21 protein-coding genes are annotated in these 23,903 nt (G+C 59.2%); 10 read left to right on the plus strand and 11 right to left on the minus strand.

The window, feature by feature from the left end:
* Positions 1–70: 70 nt before the first annotated feature.
* Positions 71–739, minus strand: coding sequence for a GntR family transcriptional regulator (locus BB934_RS38705; RefSeq protein WP_162299266.1), 669 nt, complete (start codon positions 737–739; stop codon positions 71–73).
* 57 nt (positions 740–796) lie between these two features.
* Here BB934_RS38705 and BB934_RS38710 point away from each other — a divergent pair, with 57 nt between their 5' ends.
* Genes BB934_RS38710 through uxaC form a run of 3 tightly spaced genes read left to right on the plus strand, consistent with a single transcriptional unit; the run spans position 797 to position 3,876 of the window.
* Complete coding sequence (locus tag BB934_RS38710; RefSeq protein WP_157934594.1) at positions 797–1,657, plus strand: SMP-30/gluconolactonase/LRE family protein; 861 nt, start codon at positions 797–799, stop codon at positions 1,655–1,657.
* 57 nt (positions 1,658–1,714) lie between these two features.
* The gene (locus BB934_RS38715; RefSeq protein WP_099515016.1) at positions 1,715–2,428 is read left to right on the plus strand and encodes a ribonuclease activity regulator RraA; all 714 of its coding nucleotides are present in this window, start codon (positions 1,715–1,717) and stop codon (positions 2,426–2,428) included.
* On the plus strand, positions 2,425–3,876 hold the full coding sequence (gene uxaC / locus BB934_RS38720; RefSeq protein ID WP_418294828.1) for a glucuronate isomerase: 1,452 nt from the start codon (positions 2,425–2,427) through the stop codon (positions 3,874–3,876). Before BB934_RS38715 ends, uxaC begins: the two co-directional genes overlap by 4 nt.
* A 607-nt stretch (positions 3,877–4,483) precedes the next feature.
* Here uxaC and BB934_RS38725 read toward each other — a convergent pair.
* The 9 genes from BB934_RS38725 to BB934_RS38765 all read right to left on the minus strand — a co-directional run bounded on the left by BB934_RS38725 (position 4,484) and on the right by BB934_RS38765 (position 15,427).
* Positions 4,484–5,959, minus strand: a complete 1,476-nt coding sequence (locus BB934_RS38725; protein WP_099515018.1) for an aldehyde dehydrogenase family protein — start codon at positions 5,957–5,959, stop codon at positions 4,484–4,486.
* A gap of 21 nt (positions 5,960–5,980) precedes the next feature.
* Positions 5,981–6,640 (minus strand): ribonuclease activity regulator RraA, encoded by a 660-nt coding sequence (locus BB934_RS38730; protein WP_237050790.1) that lies wholly within the window; start codon positions 6,638–6,640, stop codon positions 5,981–5,983.
* Between the two features lie 159 nt (positions 6,641–6,799).
* Entirely contained in the window at positions 6,800–7,852 is a 1,053-nt protein-coding gene (locus BB934_RS38735) for an ABC transporter ATP-binding protein (protein WP_099515019.1), read from the minus strand.
* Between the two features lie 28 nt (positions 7,853–7,880).
* Positions 7,881–9,092: a mandelate racemase/muconate lactonizing enzyme family protein gene (locus BB934_RS38740; RefSeq protein ID WP_418294829.1), complete on the minus strand. Its 1,212-nt coding sequence runs from the start codon at positions 9,090–9,092 to the stop codon at positions 7,881–7,883.
* Positions 9,093–9,185: 93 nt separating this feature from the next.
* Complete coding sequence (locus BB934_RS38745) at positions 9,186–10,025, minus strand: carbohydrate ABC transporter permease (RefSeq protein WP_157934595.1); 840 nt, start codon at positions 10,023–10,025, stop codon at positions 9,186–9,188.
* Between the two features lie 26 nt (positions 10,026–10,051).
* Entirely contained in the window at positions 10,052–11,047 is a 996-nt protein-coding gene (locus tag BB934_RS38750) for a carbohydrate ABC transporter permease (RefSeq protein ID WP_099515022.1), read from the minus strand.
* Complete coding sequence (locus BB934_RS38755; RefSeq protein WP_099515023.1) at positions 11,044–12,423, minus strand: extracellular solute-binding protein; 1,380 nt, start codon at positions 12,421–12,423, stop codon at positions 11,044–11,046. Before BB934_RS38755 ends, BB934_RS38750 begins: the two co-directional genes overlap by 4 nt.
* A 402-nt stretch (positions 12,424–12,825) precedes the next feature.
* Complete coding sequence (locus BB934_RS38760; RefSeq protein WP_099515024.1) at positions 12,826–14,163, minus strand: ISNCY family transposase; 1,338 nt, start codon at positions 14,161–14,163, stop codon at positions 12,826–12,828.
* A 400-nt stretch (positions 14,164–14,563) separates the two neighbouring features.
* Positions 14,564–15,427 carry a helix-turn-helix transcriptional regulator gene (locus tag BB934_RS38765; protein ID WP_099515025.1) on the minus strand — a complete coding sequence of 288 codons (864 nt, stop codon included), beginning with the start codon at positions 15,425–15,427 and terminating at the stop codon, positions 14,564–14,566.
* A 152-nt stretch (positions 15,428–15,579) separates the two neighbouring features.
* On the opposite strand from BB934_RS38765, the gene BB934_RS38770 reads away from it, so the two are divergent.
* The 7 genes from BB934_RS38770 (at position 15,580) to dgoD (ending at position 22,981) form a co-directional block, all read left to right on the plus strand.
* The gene (locus BB934_RS38770; protein ID WP_099515026.1) at positions 15,580–16,923 is read left to right on the plus strand and encodes an ABC transporter substrate-binding protein; all 1,344 of its coding nucleotides are present in this window, start codon (positions 15,580–15,582) and stop codon (positions 16,921–16,923) included.
* Positions 16,924–16,934: 11 nt separating this feature from the next.
* A complete protein-coding gene (locus BB934_RS38775; RefSeq protein ID WP_237050723.1) occupies positions 16,935–17,888 on the plus strand; it encodes a carbohydrate ABC transporter permease in 954 nt (317 codons plus the stop codon).
* A 1-nt stretch (position 17,889) separates the two neighbouring features.
* A complete protein-coding gene (locus BB934_RS38780; RefSeq protein WP_099515027.1) occupies positions 17,890–18,723 on the plus strand; it encodes a carbohydrate ABC transporter permease in 834 nt (277 codons plus the stop codon).
* A 41-nt stretch (positions 18,724–18,764) separates the two neighbouring features.
* Positions 18,765–19,835, plus strand: coding sequence for an ABC transporter ATP-binding protein (locus BB934_RS38785; RefSeq protein WP_099515028.1), 1,071 nt, complete (start codon positions 18,765–18,767; stop codon positions 19,833–19,835).
* Between the two features lie 88 nt (positions 19,836–19,923).
* Positions 19,924–20,748 carry an NAD(P)-dependent oxidoreductase gene (locus BB934_RS38790; RefSeq protein WP_162299268.1) on the plus strand — a complete coding sequence of 275 codons (825 nt, stop codon included), beginning with the start codon at positions 19,924–19,926 and terminating at the stop codon, positions 20,746–20,748.
* A gap of 50 nt (positions 20,749–20,798) precedes the next feature.
* Positions 20,799–21,815, plus strand: coding sequence for an ADP-ribosylglycohydrolase family protein (locus BB934_RS38795; RefSeq protein WP_099515030.1), 1,017 nt, complete (start codon positions 20,799–20,801; stop codon positions 21,813–21,815).
* Positions 21,816–21,880: 65 nt separating this feature from the next.
* Entirely contained in the window at positions 21,881–22,981 is a 1,101-nt protein-coding gene (dgoD, locus tag BB934_RS38800) for a galactonate dehydratase (protein ID WP_237050724.1), read from the plus strand.
* A 207-nt stretch (positions 22,982–23,188) separates the two neighbouring features.
* Here dgoD and BB934_RS38805 read toward each other — a convergent pair whose 3' ends face one another.
* A complete protein-coding gene (locus BB934_RS38805) occupies positions 23,189–23,902 on the minus strand; it encodes an IS6 family transposase (RefSeq protein ID WP_418294837.1) in 714 nt (237 codons plus the stop codon).
* Position 23,903 lies beyond the last annotated feature (1 nt).

The raw sequence follows: 23,903 nt of genomic DNA on the forward strand, positions 1-23,903 counted from the left end.
GACAGAACTGCACTGCCGACAAGAAGAGCGCGTCTTGAAATACCGTTCTTAAGCATGGTTTCCTCAGAGTTCAGGCTGTTGTCCCAGCCGCTTCCTTGATGTTGTCAAGCATGTGGTCCCGCGCATGAGCCGTGTGCTGCTGCGCAGACTTGAAGGCACGCTCCGCATCGCCGCTCGCAATGGCGTCCAGAATTTCGCGGTGCTCGACGATGATTTCCTCCAGCCGCCCCGGGCGATTGCCCAAAGTGCGCCGCAGCGCATCGATCAGGCTCGACCGCCCGTCGAAGATCTCGAGCGCCAGCGGGTTGTCGGCGATGCGGGTAATGGCCCGATGGAGCGCGCGATTGGCCTGGACGATCCGATCGATGTCCCCGGTCGCGACCGCTTGCTCATAAGCCTCGACGAAACCTGTGATGCGCACGATGTCGTCCTTGGTCGCCCGTCGTGCTGCCTCGGCAGCAAGCATGCCTTCGATTGCGCCACGGACGTCATAAACATTCTTCACGAAAGCGGCGTCGACCTGGCGCACCACGGCGCCTCGGTTCAGGCGCATCTCGACGACACCCTCTCCCTGGAGTTGGTGCAGCGCCTCGCGCACCGGATTGGCGCTGACGCCGTAATGGGCACAGAGTTCGGCCAACGTCATGTGTTGGCCGAGCTTCCAGATGCCTGAGACGACATCGGATCGAATCTGCTCGCGCAGCCTGGCATAGGTTGGGGCGGAAAAGTTGCTGGACATCTGCGTGTTCATGTCTGTAGTTTGGATTATGGATTATATAAAATCAAGAGTGCAGACGTGAAAATCTGGGCTGTCGAAGCCGAAGTGGGTGAAGGCCCCTTCTGGGACGAGGTGACTGGGAGCCTGTTCTGGATCGATGTCCGCAAGCCTAGCCTTCACCAGTATAGTGGGGAGGGCGTAAAGCTCTGTTCTTGGGTCCTCCCTGAGCCGGTCGGAGCCTTTGCGCTGCTGGAGGATCGCGCGAAGGCACTGGTGGCGCTCGCCTCGGGCTTGGCTCTACTCGATCTCCCTTCAGGGCAAGTCAAGAACTTAGTCGATCCGGAGCCGGGTCAGCATCACAACCGGCTCAACGAGGGCAAAGTCTCACCGTGTGGGCGGCATTTTGTTTTTGGTTCCATGGACGATCGCGATGCCAAGGAGGCGACGGGGGCGTTGTACTGCTTATCGGCTGACCGCTCGATCAAGGTCCTGGCGACGGGTCTAGTGGTTGCGAATGGTATAGCTTGGAGCCTGGATGGCGGCACGCTCTACTTCTCCGACAGCCGCGCTTCCACCATTTGGGTTTCAGACTGGGATTCCACCACCGGCACCATCGCCAACCGCCGCATCTTCGCCTCCCCAACGGCGGAGCAGGGACGGCCCGATGGCGCAGCGATGGACGAGGAGGGGCATTACTGGTCGGCCGGCGTTTCGGCCGGTCGCCTCAACCGGTTCGCGCCGGATGGAAACATCACCGAGACCATCGACCTGCCCGTTCAGGCTCCGACCATGCCCGCCTTCGGCCCAGCCGGAAGTGGGCTGATGTTCGTGACTTCCCATCGCCGCATTGAAGAACCGACAGCAATGGATGGATCGATCGTCGTCCTGAATGTCGGACAAAGGGGCCTGCCGCAACGGCGATTCCAGCTTCAACGCTAGTGAGTTTCGCCTCCCTTCATCACCGCATTGTCGTTTATACCACCCGGAGAAAGCCTCATGCACGATATCAGTCCTGATCTTCGCCACACCTTCTCGCTATGCTCTTCGGCGACGCTGAGCACGCTTCTGGTTAAGCGAGGGTTGCGTAACACCGCGGTTCGGGGCGTTCGGCCGCTCCAGCCGGGCCTTCCGCCTATGGTCGGTCCTGCGTTCACGCTGCGCTACATACCGGCGCGCGAGGATATCGACGCTTATGGCTCCGGCGGCGATCCAGTTAATCTCCAGCGCCAAGCGATTGAGATCGCGCCGGAGGGTCATGTCTTCGTCGTCGATTGCCGCAATGACCCACATGTTGCTGGCATCGGCTCCATCCTGGCGCGGCGGCTGCACGGTCGCGGACTAAAGGGTATTGTTCTCGATGGCGGGGTGCGCGACACCAGTGGCATCGCCAAATTCGATATCCCGGTCTATTGTGCCGGCGCGGCGGTGCCTCCCAATTATGTCGGTCATCATGCCGCTGATATCAACATTCCGATTTCCTGTGGTGGTGTCGCGGTCTATCCCGGCGACATTATTTTTGGCGACAGTGAGGCGGTCATCGTCGTGCCACACCACATGGCCGAGGAGGTTGCTGCCGAGGGTGCGGCCATGGAGCGGCGTGAGCGCTTCCTCATTACCGAGATCGAATCGGGACGCTCCATTGTTGGCATCTATCCGCCCAATACCGAGACGCTGGCGCGCTACGAGGAATGGTCAGAGGCCAATCCATGAGCCCGCATCGCGCCGGGGAAAGAATGACACTTATGCTCTCTCATTCAGACCGACTCTTTCCCGCAGACCCGGAAATCCGGGCGCTCGCACGTGATCTGCACGCGTCTGTGCGCGACGCACCGTTGATCTGCCCGCACGGCCACACCGATCCGCGCTGGTTTGCAGACGACGCTGCCTTTAGTGACGCGACCAGCGTATTCGTGACTTCGGATCCTTACGTTCTGCGCCTTCTCCATGGTCATGGAGTACCCCTGGAACGGCTGGGTGTGGCGCGGCAGGATGATGCATCCATTCCCGCCGCAGATGCGCGCCAGGGCTGGGCCTGCTTCGCCGCGCATTACCACCTCTTCCAGGGTACGCCCTCGCGGCTCTGGCTTGATGCGGTCTTCGCCGAGATCTTTGACCTCGAAGACGAGCTGACGTCCGCCACAGCGGACACCTTCTTCGAGCGGATCGGCGAAGCGCTCGCAAAACCGGAATTTCGTCCGCGCGCGTTGTTCGAGCGCTTCGACATCAGCGTGCTCGCCACCACCGATTCAGCCTGCGATTCGCTGGAGCACCATACTGCCATCAGGCGATCAGGCTGGGCCGGGCGCGTCGTGCCGACATTCCGACCAGATACGGCGCTTGACCCCGAGCATCTTGACTTCCGCACGGAACTCGCCAGCCTCGCGAGTATGACTGGCGAGAACACCACGAGCCTCTCGGGCTATCTACGCGCTCTGCAGGAGCGTCGGAGGGCCTTCGCTGCCCTCGGAGCGACGGCGAGCGATCACGGCCACCCCACCGCTGCAACAGCCGATCTATCCGCTGCGGAGTTCTCCCGCCTGTTTGACCAGGCACTGCATGGCACGCTGCCGCCGAGCGGGGCGGAGCTTTTTCGTGCACAGATGCTCACTGAAATGGCACGCATGAGCCTTGATGACGGATTGGTAATGCAACTCCATGCTGGCGCGCGCCGAGGTTACAATACGGAACTGGTCAAGCGTTATGGCAGCGCGCGCGGCGAAACGGTTCCCCAGCGCGTGGATTTCGTCGGCGGTCTGAAGCCGCTGCTCGACCGCTTTGGCCACGAGCCTAATTTTAGGATCGTTCTATTTACCCTTGATGAAAGCGTCTATGCTCGGGAGCTTGCACCGCTCGCCGGCGTGTTTCCCTCCGTGTGGCTCGGATCACCGTGGTGGTTTCACGATAGCCCAGAGGGCATGCTGCGTTTCCGCCACGAAGCCAGCGAGACCGCCGGCTTTTACAAGTATGCCGGGTTCGTCGACGACACGCGCGCGTTCTTCTCCATCCCAGCCCGGCATGATGTTGCACGCAGGATGGATGCCGCGTTTCTCGCCCATCTGGTCACGCTGCACCGTCTCACAAGAAACGCTGCCTTTGACCTGATGCAGCAGTTCGCTTCGACACTGCCACAGACAGCCTACCGCTTGAATGCCAGGTGACGGCAAGCATATCTCGACTGTGTTGCTGGTCGCTCTCAGTTCTCATACAAGCAAGAATGGATAACCCCAATCAATCGCAATTCCTGTCCGGGTCTGCGCATTCTGCGCCGGATGTGAGGCTCGCCATTGTCCTGATGCTGCTGGCGTTTGCGTGACTGCTTCAGCGTCGCCGGCGCAATGGACGACCGCCGGGATGCATGCATTGCTGCGGCTCTCGCATCGTGAACTTCGTCTCGCTGAGCAGAAGCTTGACGAACGCTGGAAGAAGGTGAGCACAACGGCGTTGGCCCGGGTAGCGGGCTGTTGCGCAACGGCACTGTCTTCAGGTAGGCCTGTCACTGACAAGGTCACGCTGGCCATCCGGCTCTTCAAGGCATCCGGGCCCTTCGGCCGAGATTATGCCGCTCTCACGACCTTGCGGTATGCCGCACATCAGCGGCTGCGCAAAGCTGTCTTTCCCGCTAGGCCCGATCGACCGTTGAGACCGATCCCAAGCTCAGCGCCGTGCACTCCGCATCAGCCAGCGACACAGCCTCCCAATCCTAATGGGACGCTTGACAAGCGGGAGAAAGTCCAGCGCTCAGCGGAATAGAACGTCGATGGCGTCCTACTCGCTTCCTTTGGTCTTCGGCACGTAAGGCCCGTTGCCGTCGAAGGTGTAGGCGGTCTTCACCGTGGTGTAGAACTCCTGCGCGTAGCGGCCCTGCTCGCGCGGACCGTAGCTCGAGCCCTTCCGGCCGCCGAACGGCACGTGATAATCCACGCCTGCGGTGGGCAGGTTCACCATCACCATCCCGGCCTCCGCATTGCGCTTGAAATGCGAGGCATGTTTCAGGCTTGTGGTGCAGATGCCGGAGGACAGGCCGAACGGCGTGTCGTTGGCAAGCTCCAGCGCATCATCGTAATCCTTCGCCAGCGTGACCGTCGCCACCGGCCCAAAAATCTCCTCGCGGGCCACGCGCATCTCGTTGCTCACCTCGGTGAACAGGGCCGGCGCCAGATAGAAGCCGGGCGCTTCGCGCTTCAGCAACTCGCCGCCGGCGACGAGCTTGGCGCCCTCCTCCTGACCGATCTGGATGTACTTCAAGTCCTGGTCGAGCTGGCTCTGGTCGACGACCGGGCCGATATGCGTGCCGGCCTTCAAGGCATCGTCGATGACCAGGCCCTGCATCCGCTCCTGCATGGCCGCCACGAACTTGTCGTGAATGCCCTCGGTGACGATCAGGCGCGAGGAGGCCGTGCAGCGCTGCCCGGTCGAGAAGAAGGCGCTGTTGACGGCGCATTCCACCGCCACCTTCAGGTCGGCATCATCGAGCACCACCATCGGGTTCTTGCCGCCCATTTCGAGCTGGACCTTCTTCATCGGGTCGGCCGTGACGGCAGTCTGGGCGACCTTGCGGCCCGTCGGCACAGAGCCGGTGAAGGAGATGGCGGACACCTTCGGGCTCTTCAGCATCGCCTCGCCGACCACGGAGCCGCGGCCCATGACGAGGTTGAACACGCCCGCCGGCACACCGGCGCGGATGATGATCTCGGACAGTGCGTGGGCCGAGCCCGGCACCAGATCGGCGGGCTTGAACACCACAGTGTTGCCATAGGCGAGCGCCGGAGCGATCTTCCAGGCCGGAATGGCGATCGGGAAGTTCCACGGCGTGATCAGGCCGACGACGCCGACCGGCTCGCGGGTGATCTCCACGTCGATGAAGGGCCGTACGGAGGGCACCTTCTCGCCGGCCATGCGCAGGCATTCGCCGGAGAAGAACAGGAAGATCTGGCCGGCGCGGGTGACCTCGCCGATGCCCTCGGGCAGGGTCTTGCCTTCCTCGCGCGACAGCAGGCGGCCGAGTTCCTCCTTGCGGGCGAGGATCTCGTCGCCCACGGCCTTGAGAATGTCATGGCGCTGCTGGATCGAGGAGCGCGACCAGGCCGGGAAGGCGTCGTAGGCGGCGGCAATGGCGCGCTCGGCTTCCGCGGCGGAGGCGCGGGCATATTCGCCGACAACGTCGTTGGTGTTGGACGGATTGACGTTCGCCGATGCTTCCGTCGCGGTGAGCCACTCGCCCGCAATATAATTCTTCGTCATCCTAGCGACCTCCCCGTCGGCCTAGCGGCCGTTGGCCCTGCGCCAGGCTGCAAAGTCGATGTTGGTTTGCTCGTCGGTGGCCGGATACAAGCCGAGGATGGAACGTCCCTTCAGGACCTCCTCGGCAACGAAGTCCTCGAACGCGGTCATCTCGACTGTCTCATCCGCGATTTCGTCCGCCAGATGCGCGGGGATCACCACGACGCCCTCGGCATCACCGACGATCACATCACCCGGAAACACCGGAGCATCGCCGCAGCCGATCGGCACATTAATGTCGATGGCTTGGTGTAGAGTGAGGTTGGTCGGCGCCGAGGGGCGGTTGTGATAGGCTGGAATGCGGAGATTCTCAATCTCGGGCGTGTCGCGGAAGCCACCATCGGTGACAACGCCGGCGACACCGCGGACCATGAGACGGGAGATCAGGATCGAGCCCGCCGAGGCAGCCCGGGGATCCTTGCGGCTATCCATGACGAGGACTGCTCCCTCAGGGCAAGTCTCAACCGCCTTGCGCTGTGGATGCTCGCGGTCTCGGAAGACGGTGAGCTGGTTCAAGTCTTCGCGGGCCGGCATGTAGCGCAGGGTGAAGGCTTCTCCGACCATCGGCCCGGCATCACGGTTGATGCGGTGGACGTCCTGGATCCACTGGTTGCGCAGACCCCGCTTGTACAGCGCTGTCATGAGAGTCGGTGTTGCAACTCCTTTTAGTTTTTCACGGGTCTGTGCACTGAGAGCCACGGTGGAATCCTCTATGGTGGTGGTTGCAGGGAGCAACGTGCTGGTGGAGCGAGATCGAGCCGTATCCAGAGGCTGGCGGTGCAGCAACCTCGTCGCGGTGTCTCAAGCGAGTCGACGTTCCGTTATCTTGTCGAAAAGGTGGACGTGCGCAGGGTCCGGTTTCACGTGGATGATCTCGCCCGGCCGCAGCTGAAGGCGCTCGCGGAAAACGCAGGTGATTTGCGTCGACCCGAGCTTCGCGACAACCTGCGTCTCGGCGCCCGTGGGCTCGATGACGATGATTTCCGCGGGAGCGCCATCCTGTGCAATTTGAATATGCTCAGGCCGGATGCCGTAAATCACCGGACGGCCGGGCAAGGCTGACGGTTTAGGGCCTAGCGGCAGTTTATGGTCGCCAAACGCAAAGTCCGTGCCCTCGATGTAGCCATCGAGCAAGTTCATGGCCGGCGAGCCGATGAAGCCGGCCACGAACAGGTTGGCCGGGCGGTCGTAGAGCTCGAGCGGCGCTCCGACCTGCTCGATGACGCCATCATGCATCACCACGATCTTGTCGGCCATGGTCATGGCTTCGATCTGATCGTGGGTGACATAGACAGTCGTGGTCTTGAGCCGCTGGTGCAGCGCCTTGATCTCGGCCCGCATCGACACCCGCAGCTTGGCATCGAGGTTGGACAGCGGCTCGTCGAACAGGAAGACCTGCGGATCACGCACGATGGCGCGGCCCATGGCGACGCGCTGGCGCTGGCCGCCGGAGAGCTGGCGCGGATACCGGGCGAGGAGCGGGGTCAGGTTGAGGATCTCAGCCGCCCGCTTGACCTTGGTGGCGATCTCCTCCTTGGCTGTGCCTTTGAGCCTGAGCGAGAAGGCCATATTGTCGGCGACCGTCATGTGCGGGTAGAGCGCGTAGTTCTGGAACACCATGGCGATGTCCCGCTCCTTGGGTGGGACGTTGTTGACCACCCGCGGCCCGATGCGGATCTCGCCGCCGGTGATGTTCTCCAGGCCAGCCACCATCCGCAGCAGGGTCGACTTGCCACAGCCTGACGGCCCGACCAGGATCACAAACTCGCCATCCTGGATGTCGATCGAAACACCGTGGAGAATGGGGACGCTGCCGAAGGCCTTCTTGATGTCTTGGATCGTCACGGAAGCCATAATATGTCCACTTCGCTTCTGGGCCTGGTCAATCGATGTGTCCGGACAAGGAGGGTCTGCGCCACCGTGCCTGGAAGTAGGTATGCTCGTCGAAGGTCCCAGCCTCATAAGCCTGCTGGGTTGGTGAGCCCGGAATGCTCACGTTGCCGCTCGGGGGATGCTTCACGATCTCACCCTCCACAATGTCGACCCCAAGACCCGGCCTGTCTGGCACGATGACATAACCGTCTCGTATGTCGAGCATTGGCGTGACGACTCTCTGCCGCCCCTCCCAGTCGTCTCCGAACCGCTCGAGAATGAGGGTGTTAGGGATCGCTGCGAGCACATGCACAGCGGCATACTCGGCCACTGGACCCAACGAGCCTGAGTGCGGTGCAAGGAACGCGAAGAAGGTTTCAGCGAGATGCGCCATGCGCATCATCTGGCCGATCCCGCCAGACCGTCCCGTGTCAGGTTGGATAACGTCAACGAGCCCATCAACCAGAAGGTTTCGGACGCCCCAGAGGCCCCCATGGCGCTCTCCCGCCGCGAGAGGAAGCTGAACAGCGTCTCTGATACGGCGGAACCCGCGAAGATCTTCCGGAGCGACTGGGTCTTCAAGGAACAGCAGCTTGAACTGCTCGAGTTCTCTTCCGGTTGCAACGGCGTCGGCGGCAGCCAACCAAGGTGGGCCATGGAGATCAACGATCAGGTCGACGCTCTGGCCGACCGCATCGCGCAAGGCTCCGACCTTATCGACGATGCCAGACACGCCCGTCGTTTTAATGGCGGTGTAACCCCGCTGAACGAGGTCGCGGGCGTACTCCGGACGGCTCGCATGAGCATAGGCTCGGATGCGGTCTCGCACTTTCCCGCCAAGGAGATTCCAGACCGGTGTTTCGAGAGCCTTGCCCTTGATATCCCACAAGGCCATCTCGATCCCGGCCATGGCCCCATAGCCGACCGTGCCGGTCATGCCATGTCCCATCATTGCGACCTTCATCCGGTTCCAAAGGCGTTGGATATGGGTCGGATCCTGACCGAGGAGCAGCGGCGTGAGGTCTTTGATGGCTGTCTCGACGACGCGCGGCCATCCGCTGCATTCGCCGACCCCTGTGATGCCCTCGTCAGTCACGACCTTGACGAAGAGCCATTGCCGGCTCTGTGCCGTGCTCATGCCGCCTTTGCCTGCGGCTGCCCAGCCGCTCTCGAGCGGTGGCCCTGCCTGCATCAAGAATGTCTGAATTTCCCGAATTTTCAAACGAATGCTCCCTTGGCCGCTGTGGCAGCTTGCGGCGGCACGGCACTTCCAACCTGGTCTCGGTGAAGGGGTGCGGCCCCCGTGGGCACGGTGTCACCCCTTGACCGCTCCTCCCGTCAGCGCTTGCACGATGAAGCGCTGCAGCACGACCAGAACGAGAACCGCTGGCAGCAAAGCCAGGATGGACGCGGCGGCGAGATAGGGAATGGTGACCTCGCCTTCACTCTGGCCGGGTGCGAAGTTCAGAATTCCGATGGAAATCGGCAGGATTTCGGGCTTGCTCAGGAGCAGATATGGCACGATGAACTGTGACCAGGCTGCGATGGCATTGAAGATGACGGCAGCCGCGAGACCCGGCTTTGCGAGCGGCAGCAGAATCCGCGTGAGAATCTGGAAGCGGTTCGCGCCATCAAGCGTTGCCGCCTCATCGATCGATTGTGGGATCGAGTCAAAGAACCCCTTGAGCAGCCAGATTGTGAACGGGATCTCGACCGTGATATAAACGAGGATGACGCCGAGATGACTGTCCAGAAGGTTCAAGCTTTCAAAGTAGCGGTAGAGCGGGATGGCCACAACCAGGGTTGAGATCATCTGGTAGACCAGCAGCAGCAGCAACAGCGGCTTGTGCATGCGAAATTGGAACCGCGAGAAGGCATAAGCCGCGGGGGCCGAGATGACGATGGCACCGATAACCGAGAAGAACGTCATCTGCGCCGAGTTCCATAGCATTCGCCCGACAAGGGTCTCCTGAAGCACGTACCGGTAGGTGGCGAAGTTAAGGCTCTCGGGGAGGAGCGCTGGCGGCCATGCAAACACCTCGTCAGCCGTCTTCATCGACAGCGACACAACCGAGAAGAGCGGGAAGAGGAAGATCCCCGCCGCGAGGATGAACACGGCATACAAGGCAAAGGTGGACAGGCGAATAGCTTGCATCGGTTGCGCTCCTGACAGTCTCATACCTACTCGGTCACGCGGTCGGCACGCATGAGCTTGAGATAGACGAGGGTCATTGCGAGATTTACCATCAGAAGCAGGACCGCGATCGCTGCGCCGCGGCCCAGGTTCATGAACTTGAAGATCTGCTGATAGGCGGTAAGGCCGACAACCTCTGAGGCTCGGGCGGGACCGCCACCGGTCAGCGCGAGGATGAGATCGAATGTATTCACGCTGTTGATCGTGGTGAGGACGAGAGCAATAAAGATGATCGGTTTCAGCATTGGGAGTGTCACGAACCGGAACTGGGCGATGGCTCCGGCCCCATCCACGACTGCTGCTTCATAGAGCTCTGCAGGGATCTTCTGCATTCCTGCGTAGAGGATGATCATGGTGAAAGCGACGCCGCGCCACACATTCGCAAGGATCGTCGTAGCAAGAACCAAGTCGACATCGCTGAGGAAGCCGATTGACTGTCCGCTCAGGGTCTCGATCCAGTAGTTCAAAACGCCATAACTTGAGCTGGAGAGCAGGATCTTCCACAGCACGCCGACGATCACGCCGGGGACAACCCAGGCCGCCAGGATCGCGGTGCGGACTGCGACAGTTCCTGCGAGGTGCCTTTTTACGCCAGCATTGATCGCCAGCGCCAGGGCCATGCCGACGGCGAGTTGCAGGGTGACGCTGCCCGCTGCAAACAGAGCCGTCGTTTTCAGGCTTCGCAGCGTGTTGGGATCGTCAAAGAGTCGTCGATAGGAGTTGAAGGTATAGACATAGTCCGGCTCGATCAGGCTAGCGTTCGTAAAGCTGAGCCGGATCACGTCCAACAGCGGATAGGTGTAGAAGAGGACCAGGAAGGCGAACGCGGGAGCGAGCCAGATAAAGGGACTGTCCTGCAGGTTTCCTGGGCTCCTCAGCATGCGAATGGCGCGTCTCTTGACCGCAGATTGCGTCGCTCCGGGGTGGGCCGCGAGCAAAGCGGCGGCGGAAACCGCCGCCTCCTTCTGGTGCCTGGGCGTCATCTCATCTGCCCCTGAACAGTGGCCCACGCCTCGTCGACGGCTTTCTCCGGAGTTGCGCTTCCGATCACCACTTGCTGAAAAGCATTCGTCAGTGCGGCATCCACACTGGCGACATAGCGGTTGTTCGGCAGAGCCGTTGCGGAAGCCACAGCTTGGGCAAACGAATTCGCGAGCCGATCATTCACAAAGGCTGTGTGCTCCTCCATCACGGAAAGTCGCGTCGGTGTGTAGCCGCCAGCCTTGCCCCATCGCGCCATGCCGTCGCGACCGACATAGACCTCCATCAGGAGGTCTGCCACGAGGGCCTGCTTGGCCTTGTCCTTGGTGAACATAGCCCAAGACCACCCCCCCTGGTATTGGACGCGGGGCGCGCCTGCGAATTGCGGCATGGGCGCGAAAGCCCAATTTTCCGCTTTTCCCGTACCGATGATTCCCGACGAGAAGAAGCTTCCACCGAGAATGAATGGCATCTCATCGGCGGCAACGCGGGAGGTGACGTCTCCCGTACCCGATGCACTCGTAATCTGGGCGGGCGCGGTACCGGACTTGACCACGTCTTTCCAGTAGCTCAGGACCTTTACTAAAGCCTCTTTGTTCTTTGGTTCCCCAAAGACCGGCTGCCCGTTGTTGAAGATTTCGCCGCCCGCTGCGGTCACATGCGGCAGCAGATGATTCTGCAGGATCTCTGTCCCGCCGAGAGCAAAGAGCCCATATCGGAACTGCTTTTCGTCCTTGAGCCGTTTGGCCTCCGTCCTAAGTTCCTCCAGCGTGGTCGGGGCGGCGGAAACGAGATCGCGGCGATACCAAAGACCGCTTGTGTAAGACGTAAATTGCAGAAACTTAACCTCGCCCGACTTCGGATCCTTCATCCCTTGCAGCACACCAGGGAAGAAGTCCGCGATCTCCTTCTGTGTGAGATAGGGGTCGAAGGATTGAGCGAGGCTATAGAACACTGGATAAGCGATTTGCTCGATCATCACGGCATCGGGCGCGCGACCAGCCGTCGCGTCCTGCACGAGCTTCGTTCTGCCGACCGCATCGTCCCCCTGCTGGACGACAACCTGGATCTTTACGTCGGGATTGCGGCGGACCCACCCTTCGAAGGCTTCGACGAGCACATCACGCCGGGCCGCCATGTTAGTCTGATGTGAGTAAGCGAAGCGCGGCGAGATCGAGATCGAGACTGGGGCGTCGGGCCGGCCGATGAGCTGCGGGGTGACAAGAGCATTCTGCGCACTTGCGGGTCCGTAACTGGCGCAAGCGGCGATGCCGGCCAGGAGCAACAATCTCCCGGAGCGGTGCCATGAAGCACGGCCCGGTGGCATGCCTGTAAAAGCGGATCTCAGCGATTTCATCCTGGCACTCCCTTTTGACATATAGTTACAGCGTTTCTTAAACTCTGCGCATTTTATGGATTATGGATTATATAAAATCAAGCAAGATGTTCGTATCTGGACAGTTGGTTACAGAGTTTCAGGGCTTCCCTCGTCTGGAATGTGCCTGCACGGGGTTACATCAAGGAGGGCATGGATTGTGGGGGCAGCTTCCTAAGGGGTTGGCTGCACAAGGTCTCCAGCCGCGCTAGGCTAGATTCCGTCCACAAACGCACATATTTTGGGGCGTTTGCAGGCACTTACGCTCGTCGAGATGCGATTGTAGGGGCATTGACAGCGAGGACCGCGCCGTTTTTGGCGAAACCGGCATCACGGGCGCGATGAAGCGCACGCCGCGAGACCGACCTTGGACCGGTGCCGGGGATTCCAAACGGCGGACCGGCGTCAGCTTGAGTTGAGGCGTGTGAAGAGGATGAGGTTGTAGGCCACGACCGAGGGCCAGACATAAGCCTTGAAATGATCGAGGCCGCGCCAGGTGCACCGCGCTAAGCCATAAGCGCACTTCAGGCATGAGATACCGGCTTCGATGCCGGCACGGAAGTTGCGCAGCTTGCGATAAACCCATTTGCTTCTGACCATGTCCTCGATCCGGAGGCCGGCTTTCTTGTGGAAGGCCATGTCGCAGACGCCCCACGCCTTCGCTGCGGCCAGGTTGTCGCGCGTGGCGAAGCCGCCCTCGGCCGCCGCCTGCCGCGGCGCTTGGCCATAGAAGGCGACGTGGCGCGCCAGCATCGGCAGCAAGCGGTCGCTGTCGGCCGGGTTGCCGGCTTCGATCACCAGATCGAGGATCATGCCACTCCTGCCGGTGGGGAGGTTGAGTTTGTGACCATACTCAGTGTCGCGGCTGCCTTTGACGATGATATCGGCATGTGCTTCGAAGAGACTGACTAACTTCTCGCCGGCCGCCACCGGCTCGCCGGCCAACACCCGCCGCTCGCTCTGTCTGATGATGCGTTCGACCAGCGGCCGATCGTGACGAACCTGGACCTGCCACACGGCGATGGGCGGCGTGCTCGCCACGGCCAATCGCTCGCTCGCCTGCGTCAGATAGGCCAAGGTCGTGCGCGTGATTGCGATCAGCTCGCGATAGAGTTGGACCCGATTGGGTCGACCGCGCGTGAACTGGATCTTGCGGGCGCGCTTCTTGGCGGCGCGGCCATGATCGCGCCATGAACCGGCGCCGCCGATCAAGGCGTCAGCGCGCTTCAGAAGGCGCACCATGATCCGCACGGCATCCCACAGCAGGCTGCTGTCGCTCGGCTCGTGCATGAGGGCCGAGGTCACCGTGCTGTCCAGCCGCACGACCGCGCCGTCTTCGAGCTTGGCCTGCCGCGCGCCCGACAGCAGGGCCCGATTGATCTGCTCCCAGGTCTCGGGCCGGATCGCGCTGATCGTCTTCTGCAGCACCGACTTCTGCGGGCTCCACGACCACGGCAGGCGGGCAAAGGCGCGTAACGAAGCGGAGTCCTCAAGGTGGAATGCCAACTCCTGATAGCTCAGCTGCCGGTACTGCTTGAGGATCGCACAGCGCAGCACCGCTTCAGCGGGCAGACCTTGCCGTCCGGTCGCTTTGATGCCGCCCCGACACAGGTCTCGCGCGACCACGCTAAGCAGATCGCAATGCTCATCCAGCCATTGCGACATCGCCTTCAACTCGCAGCCGATCTCGTGCGTGGCGAAAAGATCGAATATGCTGGCTTGGACGGTGCGTTCTTGGCGCATTGTCGGCTCCGGCGGTGGCAGGGCTTTGGACTCAGTGGCATGATCCAAGATACCTGAAACCGCCGGGCCTTGCTTGTACAAACCCGCGATTCATCCAATCAAATCAACAGTTTGGCGTTTGTGGGCGGAAACTAGGCTAGAGCGTCGGACTGGAAGTTAGACCCTTAGGCTTCTGCGCGGGCCGGAGCGATTATGTGCGTCAAGTTCTGCAAAGCGCGTCGGCTGGACAGGCTGGTGTCGCAACCCGAACTCTAACCGAAGACTGGCGATGACCACCTCACAAGCGGCTCGCTCCTACACCACGTCCTTGGACGCTACCTGACAAACCTGCTACGAGAAAACTTCGTTCCGCGCGAGGTCGGCACTTATCTGGCAGTTCCCTCACGAGGTAGGATTAGGATTAATCCGGGCGAAGTTTTCTCCATTGTAAGGGGGTGCAATCGAAATACCTTCGAAAAAGCCTATTGAAACTCGAAAGCGAATCGAACCCCACGCTAAGACTGACTTCCAGCACCGAACGTCCCGGCGACCTCAAGAGCGCGGCTGCCATCTGCATTCTCATCGAGATGATGTACTCCTGGGGGGATTGCCCGATCGCGTCTTTCCAAACACGCCGGAAGTTAGACTCGCTCATGCAGCAAGTGTCTGCAAGCTTTCCGACTGTCCACCTATCACCGTAGTCTTTAGCCAATGCCTCCAACGCGGGCGCGATCCGATTAAGAGGCTTAGGCGCTCGCGGCTCCGCAGCGGTTCTTGCTGACCGGTTGACCGCGATCATGGCGTCCCAAATGAGCGACCGCACGGCACTTTTCCAGTGTTCCCTCTTCGAACCGCACTCCTGGATGACCCGCTTGATTGTCGTTTGCAAAAACTCGTTGTCTTGAGGTGTAAATATATTGTGGAACTCCCTCCCCGAGTAACGCCATGGGTCACAAATCGCGGTCGCGACCCCTGGCAGCAGCCGAAGTGGATCGAACATAAGCCATGTCCACTGGCTGTTTGTCCCCTCGGCGCTGCGCGAGAAATGGGGCTCGCCTTCTGCGATGAACGTTATGTCACCCGCGTGGTAGGTCATGACTTTCTCACCGACGATCATCACGCCGGAACCATGCTGACAAAAGCCGATTTCGCTGCAGTTGTGAAAATGAAGCGATCTTATTGGCTCATCGGACTTGATGAAATCAGCCACGATCAGCATCGGGAAGTCCTCATCGAGGATATGCTCGAAGAAATCCAGCCCGAATAATTCTGATCGATTTTGCATAGTTTTTACCCAAAATTCGCTGGAAACAAACAATATCGATCGGCTACGTTCAACGCAAGGCGGATAGTACCGCTATCTCCCAGCACCATGGCGGGGGAACCCGGAGACGAGGAGGTCTCGTGCCGGCGGAGGTAAACAACGGGAGGACTTGAATGAGCAAACTGGATTTCACCAGGCGTGCCGTTTTGCAGGGCACCGTCGGAATGAGCATCGCGGCGCTCCTTGCACGCACCGTCAGCGCGCAAGACGCAAAAGCCTTAAGCTTCTGGTATGAAGGGGCGACGCCGGAACAACAGGCCGCTCTTATCTCCATTCTTGCGAAGAAATTCGAGGAGGCAAATCCGGGCACAGCTCTGAACATTGAATTCAGGGGCGCAGGTCTTGCCGACCAACTACTTGTTTCTCTCGCAGCCAACAGCGGTCCTGACTTGGTTCTGACAAACGGTCCGGCTTGGACCGGTCGTTTCGTCGGAGGCAAGCGCCTTGCGCCACTTGACAAATACGCGGCGAAGTTCGGCTGGGAGGCCAAGATCGATCCCTTCGCCCTTTCTCTCGGAAAAGTGGATGGCAAACTCTATGCCTTGCCCAAGACCCAGGAAGTCCAAGTCCTATACTTCAACAAGACCCTTTTTGACAAAAACGGTTACGTGCCTCCTAAAACAAATGCGGAATTCACGAAAATCGCGGATGACATGCTGTCGAAGAAGATCATCCCCATTGCTTCAGGAAACTCCGGCGCACGCTACACTAACCGCCATTATGTCAGCGTCATCTGGAACTGCTATTCTGGCCCCGAAGCCGTCTACGAGGCGCTGATCGGAAAGCGACGTTGGACCGATGACGTCTTTGTAGACGGTATCTCGATGCTGAAGGCATGGTGGGACAAGGGTTATTTCGGCGGGCCACGATACTTTTCCTTAGACAGCCAACAGGCCTTCACATTTATGGCTGCAGGTGCGTACGGCATGGCGATGCAGGGCACCTGGGCGTTCGCTTGGGTTCCGGAATCATTCGCGAAAACCGGAGCGGAACTCGGCTATACGCCACTGCCTCAATTTAGTGAAAACGCGCCCTACCCGGTTTTCCCCTACGGAATCGGTTCTCATATCGCAATCAACAATACTTCAAAAAACAAAGACGCTGCGGCGGGCGTAATGGATCTTATGGTGGATCCGAGCTTTGTCTCAACCATCTCGAACGGCTGGCAAGGCGAATGGGACATTCCCTTGTTGAAGACGGGTCCTGAACCGACGGATCCAATTGCCAAGCTGGCGCACGATATTCGGACGGCAACCGCCAAAGCTCTCGCTGAAGGTACATACGGTTACACGCCCTGGTCGTTCTGGCCCCCCAAGACGGATGACTACATGAAGGGCGGCATAGAAGAGGTGTGGTTAGGATCCATCACGCCACGACAGTTCTGTGAGAACGTCGACAAGGTCTTTCAGGAAGAGTTGGCGGCTCGTGTGGTCACCTTCCCGCCAGCCCGTAGCTGAGGCGACGGAAGATGGCATCTGAAACAACCCAAGCGGCCATGGTGGACGCGGCAAGGTTTCATCGCATCGCAGAGGTTCGCGTTGTCACGCCGCGCGAGCCTCTTGATCGGGCCGCTTTCATTCGAATGCTATTTGTGGCCCCCGCTCTGCTGATCAGTCTCTCGGTCGTGCTGGTGCCCCTGATAGTGACGGTAACGTTGTCCTTTACCAACTGGGACGGTTTCGAGTCACCGCAATTTATCGGCTTTGCGAACTTCGCCCGACTCTTTTCAGAAGCCAAGTTCTGGGCCGCACTTCGAAACAACCTCCTCTACACGTCGCTGTACGTTACGCTTCCAATGATACTCGGCCTCCTGATCGCGATGCTTCTGCTGATGGTGAGGGTCGGACGAACGCTTTTTCAAGTCGTCTTCTTTCTCCCGTCAACGATTGCAACGGTCGTTCTCGCCCAAATCTGGAAAGGTATGGTGTACTCGCCGACGACCGGGATGTTCGGCTACCTGCAGAGGATTGGAGTTCCGGTCAGCAATCCACTCGCCGCCCCGGAAACGGCGCTCATGGGTGTCCTGTTCGTCGACATGTGGCATTGGTGGGGATACCTGACCGTTATCTATCTCGGTGCCCTTCGCCAAGTCGACAAATCTTTGGTGGAGGCCGCATTCATCGACGGAGCAACTCGGTTTCAGGTCTTCACCAAGGTCTTGTTGCCCTCCATCCGGACGACGGTCCTTTTCATGATGCTGATGACGATAATCTGGTCGTTCCGGGTTTTTGATTGGATCTACATCATGACGGAAGGCGGTCCGGGATTTGCCAGCGAGGTGCTCGGGACCTTGGCTTACAAAACAGCTTTCCAGCAGTTCGCAGTTGGCTATGCCTCCAGCTATTCGGTGATGATGAGTTTGGTGGGGCTTGGCGCGATCATAGTCTACTTGCGCATTCAAGTCAGGACGGAGAGGCGCTAAGATGGAATTCCAGAGCCAGAGCCGTGCGAAGATCCTGGTTTACGTAATCCTTGGTTTCGCGGCCTTCTTCATCCTTTACCCCCTCGTTTTGATGCTGCTCAACAGCCTCAAGACGAACTTTGAGATATTCCTTAACCCAATCGGTCTGCCAGAAAATCCGAACTGGGGCGTTTTTGCGAAGGTATGGGCCGCGGCCAATCTGGGCAGAGCAATCTTCAATTCGCTGTTGATCTCGTTGGGCACGGTCCTTTCAGTCTGTACCGTTACCTCAATGGCCGCTTGGGTGGTCGCTCGACGCAGCGTTCCGGGGTGGTTCTTGATCAGCCTGTATTTTCTGGTGACAACGACAATCCCCATACAGATGTACATTTTCCCCTTGTACTTCGTTATGGGTTGGCTGGGGCTGATCAACCAACCGCTTGCCGTCATCTACATTTACACTGCTATCTTCACACCCTTTGCTCTGTTTCTCCTGCGGACTTACATCGTTGAAATCCCGGTGGAGCTGGAAGAAGCGGCCCGTATTGATGGTGCATCGGAGTCGCAGATCTTCTTTCGTGTCATTCTTCCGCTGATCAAGCCGGGTTTGATCACCGTAGCATTAATCACCGGGTTGAGCGCCTGGAACGAATTCCTCATTGCCGTGACATTTCTGCAGACAGGTGAAGCCGCTACGGCAACAGCAAGGTTCTACCAGCTGATAGGGCGGTTCTCGAGCAACTGGCCTGAACAGATGGCGATTGCAGCAATAATCGCAGTCCCGGTCGTTGTATTCTTCGTCATCCTCCAGCGTCGCTTTATCGAGGGCGTGTCGAGCGGAGCAGTCAAAGGCTAGCCATACGTCTCAGCCCGTCAGCACAATCTAAGGGGATAAACATGGCGTCAGTACAAGCCGTCAATGCTCGGAAATCGTTCGGCGCACTTGAAGTGTTGCGCGGTGTCAACATCGAAGTCGACGACGGAACCTTCACCGCCTTGGTCGGGCCGTCCGGATGCGGGAAGTCTACCTTGTTAAGAATGATCGCGGGTCTGGAGACGATCACAGGCGGCGAAATCATGATCGGGAACGACGTGGTCAACCGGAAAGCCCCGAAAGAACGAGACATCGCGATGGTGTTTCAAAACTACGCGCTCTATCCGCATCTCAACGTTTCAGAGAACATGAGTTTCTCGCTCAGCCTCAAAGGCGCTTCCAAGGCGGTTATCAGGCAGAAGGTCGATCAAGCCGCGCAGATCCTAGGCCTCCAGCCGTATCTCGATCGCTATCCCCGTCAGCTTTCTGGCGGCCAGAGACAGCGTGTCGCCATGGGCAGGGCAATTGTGCGCGACCCTCAAGTCTTCCTGTTCGACGAGCCTCTTTCCAATCTCGATGCGAAGCTGCGTGTCGCAATGCGGGCGGAGATAAAGACCCTACATCAAACACTGAAAACCACCACTCTCTACGTGACACACGATCAAATTGAGGCCATGACGATGGCTGATCGGATCGTAGTCATGAAGGATGGACTGGTCTCCCAGGTCGGAAAGCCGCTTGATCTTTATGATACTCCCGCAAATGCCTTTGTCGCGAGTTTTATCGGCTCTCCGGCGATGAATCTTCTGAAAGGCACCATAGTGGAGAATGCATCCGGCCTGGCGTTCGTCGGACCCGGCGGCTGCGCCTTTCCAATAGATCCCAGGTTTGCCTGCAGGCCCGGCGAGCAGGTCATCTATGGCGTGAGGCCAGAGCATATGTCCCTGGGCGGAGACATCAGGGCCCGTGTTCTCATTGTCGAGCCGACCGGCTCCGAGACCACCCTGCTCCTTGAGGTCGGGGGTGCAAGTGTCACCTTGGTCGTTAGAGACCGGGTGAGCGTTGGCCGCGGGGATATGGTCGCGCTCTCTATATCGGACGACCGAACACATCTCTTTGATGCAAGCACCGAGCTTCGTCTGAAGCTCAAGTAAGCATCCAACTTGCAAAGGCGGAAACATGGACGTGGATCATTCTAGTGACGTAGTGGGTTTTGTCGGTCTGGGACCGATGGGTCATGGCATGGCCAAGAACCTTGTCCAAAAGGGCGTTCCAGTCCTCATCAAGGGGCATAGAAACCGTCAGCCCGTGGATAGCCTTGCCTCGTTAGGCGCAATCGAGGTTGAATCCTTGCGTGACCTCGCGGAACGAGCCGACGTGATTTTCCTGTGCTTGCCATCGTCTGTCGAGGTCGAAGAGACCATGCTTGGGCAGGGTGGCCTTTCCGAGCATATGCGTAAGGGGCAGCTCGTTGTCGACACGAGCACCTCCAACCCGAAGTCGACACAGTACCTCGCCAAGCTTTTGGAAAGACGTGGAATCGCCTTCATCGATGCGCCTTTGACACGCAGTTCCAAAGAAGCCGAAGCCGGGACGCTGAACGTGATTTTGGGCGGCGATGAGAAGTCGATCGCGCGGGCTCGTCCCTTAGTCGACCGTTTCGCCGAGAATGTGTTTCTAAGCGGCCCAGTCGGCTCAGCCCACCGGCTGAAACTTATCAACAATTTTCTGTCAATTGGTTGCGCTTTGGTGGTCAGCGAGGCGATCGCAGCGGCGCGAGCGACCGGGATCGACACCGAACTGCTTCATCGCCTTGCAAGCCAGGGCGGCGCGAACAGCGGCGCGCTCCAGCAGATCATGCCTTGGGTGAACGAAGGACAAATGAACTTCAAGTTCGCGATCCGAAACGCCCAAAAGGACCTCGACTACTTCGAAGACATGACCGGAGCACCCCGCCCGATCCAAGGGGCGCTGAAAAATACCTTGGCCTCGTTTGTCGCCCAGGGCCACGGCGAACTCTTTATGCCGCAGATAGTCGACCTACTTGGCGATCCGCCTTCGGTTTAGTCCCGACACCTCCCTTTATACCAACAGCAGACAATACGATAGGACAGCAGATGTTAACGAAAGTCGAGCTGCACAAGGAGCAGCTAGTTGAGCGCGCAACAGCGGCCATGGCTTATGGTCGTCTCGGCGACTCCATGGGGACGCCAACGGAAAACCTCGAGCCGGATGAGATCACCGCAAAGTTCGGTTGGGTGACCACTTACGAAGGCGATGGCACCGACGACACGATCATGGCGCTTATGATCGCCAAGGCGCTCATCCGAACCGATGGGTTCGCGACGTCAGATGACTGGGCAAAGGAATGCCTGGACCATCGTGAGCTCATATTCGGCGACAAGATCGAAAAGTTCTTTGCGTCAGTCATTCACGCATTGACAAAGGTCGAACGCGGCTCCCTTCCACGGCGGGTGGCTATTGGCAACATGCCGAGTTCCAGCTCTGCGATGGCGATCGTACCCGTGGGGATCGTCAATGCCGGTAACCCGCAGATGGCGGCTCAGCAAGCATCAGAAATCGCCTCTTTCTTGCATGTTGATGAAGTGGCGTTTTGTCAGGACGGGGCTGCGGCTATGGCGAGTGCGATAGCTGCCGCGCTTGGTGGTGCTTCGACGATTGAGGAGGTTGTCGAAACGTCCACGGTTTATCTGAAGCCATGGAGCGGTAGTGAAATGATCAGGTTGATCAAGGATGCTTGTGCGCTTGCGCAGGCGGCATCCAGTTTCGAGGATTTTCGTTCACGATATCATGCCTCGTTCCGGCAGCAGATTTCCTGCGACTCGCGTGAGACCGTACCCGCCGCCCTGGCGCTTTCTCTTTTTGCAGAGGGCGATCCCGAGCAAGCCATTATCTTTGGCGCAAATTTCGGACGCGATACCGACACCATCGCATGCATGGCAGGATACATCTGCGGGGCCTGGCGCGGGCTGACGCCGCCCGATTTATCCAAAATTGCTATCAATGATCACGTCATCGAGGAAAGCCGGAAGCTTGCGCACGCCCTTGTCGACGTAGGCCAGCGAAAAGCGCGCCTGGAAGTTAGTAACTGGGCGTCGCTCGCCCAGGCATGACGCGATATCAAGGACGCTGACGAATGAAGATTAGATCAATCAAATCGTTCCCCGTGAGGGGACCGATGTCCGATCTGTGTTTCGCCAAAGTCGAGACGGAAGACGGCGTGTGGGGCTGGGGAGAGGGATCCCTTCCCGGCAAGGCGGAGTCGGTAGCGGCAGCTATACGTGAACTCGGCACCTTGGTGCACGGAATGGATGCTTTGGAGATCGCCCGCGTGTGGCAGAGGATGGTGCGCCACTCCTACTGGAAAGCGGGGCCGATCTTGTCATCCGCTGTCTCGGCAATCGATATGGCCTTGTGGGACATCAAGGGAAAGTTCTACGGCGCGCCTGTTCACAACCTACTCGGGGGATCGGTGCGCGACCGCGTCTGGCTCTATGCAAATATCGGGTTGTGCGACGACCCGTACGAACTCCGAGATCGTACCAGAGCTGCGATGTCTATGGGATACAACGCGGTAAAATTTTACCCATTGCCTGCTGTTAATTCGTTGGAAGGCCCTTCAGCCTATCGAGCTGTCGCAGCCTGCTGTGAAGCGGTCCGTGACGAATTGGGGGAAGACGGCGTATTCTGCCTTGATTTCCATGGACGGTGCTCACCATCTGTAGCCGTCCAGATGGAAGCAGCGGTTCGTCACACCGCACCATTGTGGATCGAAGAGCCAACCGCGCCGGAGGATGTCGGCGCGTTGCAAAGGGTACAGGAAAAGTTTCAGATCGCGGTCGCCACCGGTGAGCGCTACAACAGCCGATGGCAGTTCCGCGAGATCTTCGAGCGGCGACTTGCTGATGTCGTCCAACCCGATGCCTCCAATTGCTACGGCATTTCGGAGATGCATCGTATCGCAGCAATGGCCGAAACCTATGGAGTAGCTTACGCGCCTCACAATCCGAATGGTCCGGTCCAGGCTCAAGCAAGTTTGCATCTTGCAGCTGCAGCACAGAATTTCGTGATCCTCGAACATCGTCATGACGTGAACGACGCGTTCACCGCCTTCGCGTCAGTATCGCTGAAAAATAGGGGTGACGGATGGGCAGAGATTCCGTCGTCGCCGGGTCTCGGGATAGAATTGGAAGAAGATGCACTGTCGAGAATGCCATCTGCTACTGGCGATTGGATCGCTGAGAGTTATCGTAGGGACGGATCTTTGGGCGACTGGTGAGCGACGAAAGCGGCGAACTCTGGCAACTCCGAAGACTACGCATCTACCCTTGCGGCCCGTCCTACCCTCCCGCGGGGCGGCCCCCAACCCAAGGTCGAAAAACCCGGAGCGGTTTGTCATTCGAGCTCCAACTTCTCGCATCATGCGCATTCTGAGGGGATGTCACGTTAACCTGGGAAGGCGGCAATATGCCCGCCCTCGTTGATTTCAGGCGAGAACGCCTGCCGCAGCTTTCCATGCTGTCATGGCCTGGAGGCGACAAAGGTGGGTGACGAGGGCAGACCGGCGCGAACGGGGTGGAACGAACAGATTTCTGACGGCTGAAAAGACTGACGTGAACCGCTGCAGGCCTCCCGCAGACCGGAAGCCCTGCAACATCCGCTCCCGCTTTCTCAGTGGGAGATGCGAGTTCTCAGCCCTATTGGTTAGACCCTTGTGGGACCGGTGCTCAACGCCTGGCATGACCTGCCTCCTAGCGGCACCATAGGAAGCCAGCTTATCGGTGATGATGCGGTTGGGGGCCATGCCTTGCTTCTTCATCAGTCGGGTCAGCAGGTGCTTGGCTGCCTTGGTGTTGCGGCGGCACTGGACAATTTCATCGAGCACGTACCCGTCCTGATCGACAGCCCGCCACAGCCAGTGCTTCTTACCAGCGATGCTGATGACCACCTCGTCCAGATGCCAAATATCATTCGGGCGCGGCGGCTTGCGACGGAGGTGCCGGGCATAAGCGGATCCGAACTTTTTGCCCCACCGACGGATCGTCTCGTAGGATACCACGATACCGCGTTCGAGCAGCATCTCCTCGACCAAGCGCAGGCTCAGAGGAGAGCTATGACGGAATGTGGGTGATGACGGTTTGAGAACGGCGACGTATCGAGGCGGGTGTCCAGCCTGCCAGAACCTCTTCGAGAGAGCGATA

Origin of the sequence: Microvirga ossetica (assembly GCF_002741015.1) — a bacterium.
In the GTDB taxonomy this organism is placed as follows: Bacteria; Pseudomonadota; Alphaproteobacteria; order Rhizobiales; family Beijerinckiaceae; genus Microvirga; species Microvirga ossetica.

Bases quoted from the DNA above. Each gene is read 5' to 3' on its own strand.
- BB934_RS38750 (WP_099515022.1), bottom strand. From the start codon at position 11,047: ATGACGCCCAGGCACCAGAAGGAGGCGGCGGTTTCCGCCGCCGCTTTG.
- BB934_RS38735 (WP_099515019.1), bottom strand. From the start codon at position 7,852: ATGGCTTCCGTGACGATCCAAGACATCAAGAAGGCCTTCGGCAGCGTC.
- dgoD (WP_237050724.1), top strand. From the start codon at position 21,881: ATGTCCGATCTGTGTTTCGCCAAAGTCGAGACGGAAGACGGCGTGTGG.
- BB934_RS38780 (WP_099515027.1), top strand. From the start codon at position 17,890: ATGGAATTCCAGAGCCAGAGCCGTGCGAAGATCCTGGTTTACGTAATC.
- BB934_RS38725 (WP_099515018.1), bottom strand. From the start codon at position 5,959: ATGACGAAGAATTATATTGCGGGCGAGTGGCTCACCGCGACGGAAGCA.
- BB934_RS38795 (WP_099515030.1), top strand. From the start codon at position 20,799: ATGTTAACGAAAGTCGAGCTGCACAAGGAGCAGCTAGTTGAGCGCGCA.
- BB934_RS38785 (WP_099515028.1), top strand. From the start codon at position 18,765: ATGGCGTCAGTACAAGCCGTCAATGCTCGGAAATCGTTCGGCGCACTT.
- BB934_RS38775 (WP_237050723.1), top strand. From the start codon at position 16,935: ATGGCATCTGAAACAACCCAAGCGGCCATGGTGGACGCGGCAAGGTTT.
- BB934_RS38730 (WP_237050790.1), bottom strand. From the start codon at position 6,640: ATGACAGCGCTGTACAAGCGGGGTCTGCGCAACCAGTGGATCCAGGAC.
- uxaC (WP_418294828.1), top strand. From the start codon at position 2,425: ATGAGCCCGCATCGCGCCGGGGAAAGAATGACACTTATGCTCTCTCAT.
- BB934_RS38715 (WP_099515016.1), top strand. From the start codon at position 1,715: ATGCACGATATCAGTCCTGATCTTCGCCACACCTTCTCGCTATGCTCT.
- BB934_RS38790 (WP_162299268.1), top strand. From the start codon at position 19,924: ATGGCCAAGAACCTTGTCCAAAAGGGCGTTCCAGTCCTCATCAAGGGG.
- BB934_RS38755 (WP_099515023.1), bottom strand. From the start codon at position 12,423: ATGTCAAAAGGGAGTGCCAGGATGAAATCGCTGAGATCCGCTTTTACA.
- BB934_RS38765 (WP_099515025.1), bottom strand. From the start codon at position 15,427: ATGCAAAATCGATCAGAATTATTCGGGCTGGATTTCTTCGAGCATATC.
- BB934_RS38745 (WP_157934595.1), bottom strand. From the start codon at position 10,025: ATGCAAGCTATTCGCCTGTCCACCTTTGCCTTGTATGCCGTGTTCATC.
- BB934_RS38705 (WP_162299266.1), bottom strand. From the start codon at position 739: ATGTCCAGCAACTTTTCCGCCCCAACCTATGCCAGGCTGCGCGAGCAG.
- BB934_RS38770 (WP_099515026.1), top strand. From the start codon at position 15,580: ATGAGCAAACTGGATTTCACCAGGCGTGCCGTTTTGCAGGGCACCGTC.
- BB934_RS38760 (WP_099515024.1), bottom strand. From the start codon at position 14,163: ATGCGCCAAGAACGCACCGTCCAAGCCAGCATATTCGATCTTTTCGCC.